General features: G+C 58.9%; 3 protein-coding genes. 1 reads left to right on the forward strand and 2 read right to left on the reverse strand.

Going from position 1 to position 3257, the window contains the following annotated elements; translation table 11 throughout:
- Positions 1 to 46 precede the first annotated feature (46 nt).
- The gene (locus ACRESJ_RS27835) at positions 47 to 703 is read right to left on the reverse strand and encodes a thiopurine S-methyltransferase (protein WP_431760737.1); all 657 of its coding nucleotides are present in this window, start codon (positions 701 to 703) and stop codon (positions 47 to 49) included.
- Between the two features lie 103 nt (positions 704 to 806).
- Between ACRESJ_RS27835 and ACRESJ_RS27840 the strand changes: the two genes are divergently transcribed.
- The gene (locus ACRESJ_RS27840) at positions 807 to 1574 is read left to right on the forward strand and encodes a DODA-type extradiol aromatic ring-opening family dioxygenase (protein WP_431760738.1); all 768 of its coding nucleotides are present in this window, start codon (positions 807 to 809) and stop codon (positions 1572 to 1574) included.
- A gap of 187 nt (positions 1575 to 1761) precedes the next feature.
- Here ACRESJ_RS27840 and ACRESJ_RS27845 read toward each other — a convergent pair.
- Positions 1762 to 3257, reverse strand: a 1496-nt coding sequence (locus tag ACRESJ_RS27845) for a DEAD/DEAH box helicase (protein ID WP_431760739.1), incomplete at its 5' end; no start/stop codon positions are given.

Here is a 3257-nt window from a genome sequence, read left to right on the forward strand (position 1 = left end):
AAAGATCGCAGCCTGCGGCAGCTCCTTGAGTTCACAGAGCCCACTCTTATTGGCTGGAAACCCGATACACCCGCTCCTCAAGCCGCGTAACACCCGCCTCCAAAAACTTCCCGCTTTCACTCAGGACATCCTGATCCTCTAGAATCTTCAGCGTCCACGAGCCCCTGAACAACCGCTGCACTTCTTCATCCAGCACCGCAAATGGCGGGCCGGCCATTTGCGACTGGTCATAGTCCAGCGTAATCAGTACCCCAAGCGACTCCCTGGGCAATATACGTTTCAGATGCTCTGCATATTGCTCACGCATCGCAGGCGGGAGTGCAATCAGCGCTGCGCGATCATAGAGCGCAGAACAATCAGCCACATCGCCAGCAGTCAGCGCGAAGAAGTCACCGCACCACAACTCAATCGAGCCTGCCCGATACACCTTGAAAGCACCCTGTTCGCTGACGGCGGGATCGAAACCATGCTCACTGAAAAAGTCCACCACAGCCCTTTCCGACAGCTCGACCCCCAGCACTTCATGCCCCTGCTGGGCCAGCCACAACAAATCCAGGCTCTTGCCGCACAACGGCACCAGCACACGCGTACCTTCTTCCAGGCCCAATTGTGGCCAGAAGCGCTGTAGATACCGGTTCACCTGCGGCAGGTGAAAGCCGATCTGATTCGAAGCCCACTTTTTGTGCCAAAACTCCGGCTGCATAAATAACCCCGAAAATTCGATCAAAACACCCTAAAACTTATATTAGATTTAGATCAATGATCTGATTGAAGATGGTGCCATCTTAACGCTCAGGAGCTTATATATGTTTCCCAGCCTGTACATTTCCCACGGCTCCCCGATGCTTGCCCTGGAGCCTGGCGCCAGTGGTCCGGCCCTCGCCCGATTGGCGGCGCAGTTGCCGAAACCCAAAGCCATCGTGATAGTTTCCGCGCACTGGGAAAGCCATGAACTGTTGGTCAGCGGTAATCCCCAGCCGGAAACCTGGCATGACTTTGGCGGCTTTCCACGGGCGCTGTTTGAAGTGCAATACCCGGCACCCGGTGAACCCCAGGTGGCCGCAGAAGTTGCTGACCTGCTGAACGCTGCGGGCCTTCCTGCCCGCATCGATACTCAGCGGCCGTTCGATCACGGCGTCTGGGTACCCTTGTCGTTGATGTATCCGCAAGCCGACATCCCGATTGTCCAGGTGTCGTTACCGACCCGTGGCGGCCCTGCCCTGCAAACACGTGTCGGCCATGCCTTGGCCAGCCTGCGCGGCAATGACGTGCTCTTGATCGGCTCCGGCAGCATCACCCACAACCTGCGGGAACTGGATTGGCATGCCGGTCCCGAGAACGTCGAACCCTGGGCAAAGGCGTTCCGCGACTGGATGATCGAAAAGCTTGCCGCCGATGATGAAGCCGCTTTGCACGACTATCGCCAGCAGGCACCGAACGCCGTGCGCAACCATCCAAGTGATGAGCATTTGTTGCCGCTGTACTTTGCTCGAAGCGCTGGGGGAGATTTCAGCGTTGCCCACCAAGGGTTCACCATGGGGGCGTTGGGCATGGATATTTATCGCTTCGGCTGACCGATAAACCGAGCCGCGCCCTTCGCGAGCAAGCCCGCTCCCACATTGGAATGCATTTCCCTGTGGGAGCGGGCTTGCCCGCGAAGGGAGCGCCGCCGATTTCATGCCAGACATCAAACAACAGGCATAAAAAATCCCCGAACCAGTCGGGGATTTTTTATGTTCGATCAATCAGCCGAAGGGCGGATCAATCTTCGCGGTAGCGACGCAGCTTCAACTGCTTACCGGCAACGCGAGTGTCCTTCAGCTTGGTCAGCAGACGCTCCAGACCATCTTCCGGCAGCTCGACGAGGCTGAAGCTGTCACGCACCTGGATGCGACCGATCGCTTCGCGAGCCAGACCACCTTCGTTGAGGATGGCGCCCAGCAGGTTCTTGGCAGCGATGCCATCACGCGCGCCCAGCGCGGTACGGCAACGAGCACGACCTTCAGCCAGCGGCATCGGAGCACGACGCTCACGGTCACCACGATCTGGACGATCACCGGAACGCTCTGGACGATCGCCACGCGGTGCACTGTTCGGCACCAGTGGACGCTCTTTCTCGATAGCGGCCAGGTTCAGCGCTTGACCGTTGGTTGCCTTGCGCAGCAGGGCTGCGGCCAGGGCACGCGGGCTGCAACCGATGTCGGCGGTCAGGCGATCAAGCAGATCACCGTGGGTCGATTCGGCATCAGCCACCAGCGGCGACAGGCTGTTGGTCAGTTTCTTGATGCGCGCATCCAGAACGGCTTGAGCGTCCGGCAGGCGAACTTCTGCAACCTTCTGACCGGTTACACGCTCGATCACTTGCAGCATGCGGCGCTCACGCGGAGTCACCAGCAGCAGTGCACGACCTTCGCGACCAGCACGGCCGGTACGGCCGATACGGTGAACGTAGGACTCTGGATCGTACGGCATGTCAACGTTGAACACGTGAGTGATGCGTGGAACGTCCAGGCCGCGAGCAGCAACGTCGGTCGCCACAACGATGTCCAGACGGCCATCCTTGAGGGAGTCGATCACGCGCTCACGCTGGTTCTGGGCGATGTCACCGTTCAGCGCAGCGGCTTTGTAGCCTTTGGCTTCCAGGGCACTGGCCAGGTCCAGGGTCGCTTGCTTGGTACGTACGAACATGATCAGGGCGTCGAAGTCTTCCACTTCCAGCAAGCTGAGAACGGCGGAGGTCTTCTGGTCAGCGTGAACCAACAGGTGAGCCTGTTCGATCGCGGTAACGGTCTGGGTCTTGCTCTGGATCTTTACGTGCTTCGGATCGCGCAGGTGACGCTCAGCGATGGCACGGATCGATTGAGGCAAGGTGGCCGAGAACAATACGGTCTGACGGGTTTCCGGCATGGCCTTGAAGATAACTTCCAGGTCGTCCATGAAGCCCAGTTTGAGCATTTCGTCTGCTTCGTCGAGAACCAGGTGGTTCACGGTCTGAAGAACTTTTTCGTCGCGACGCAGGTGGTCGCACAGACGGCCCGGAGTGGCGACAACGATCTGTGCGCCATTACGGATTGCTTTCAGTTGTGGGCCCATCGGCGCGCCGCCGTAGACAGCCACAACAGTTACGCCTGGCATTTGCTTGGCGTAGGTTTCGAAAGCGGTTGCAACTTGTAGCGCCAACTCACGAGTTGGGGCCAGGATCAGAGCTTGCGGCTCGCGCTTGGACGGATCAATGCGGTGCAGGATAGGCAGGGCAA

The organism is Pseudomonas sp. (assembly GCF_050739655.1).
In the GTDB taxonomy this organism is placed as follows: domain Bacteria; phylum Pseudomonadota; class Gammaproteobacteria; order Pseudomonadales; family Pseudomonadaceae; genus Aquipseudomonas.

Bases quoted from the DNA above. Each gene is read 5' to 3' on its own strand.
- ACRESJ_RS27835 (WP_431760737.1), bottom strand. From the start codon at position 703: ATGCAGCCGGAGTTTTGGCACAAAAAGTGGGCTTCGAATCAGATCGGC.
- ACRESJ_RS27840 (WP_431760738.1), top strand. From the start codon at position 807: ATGTTTCCCAGCCTGTACATTTCCCACGGCTCCCCGATGCTTGCCCTG.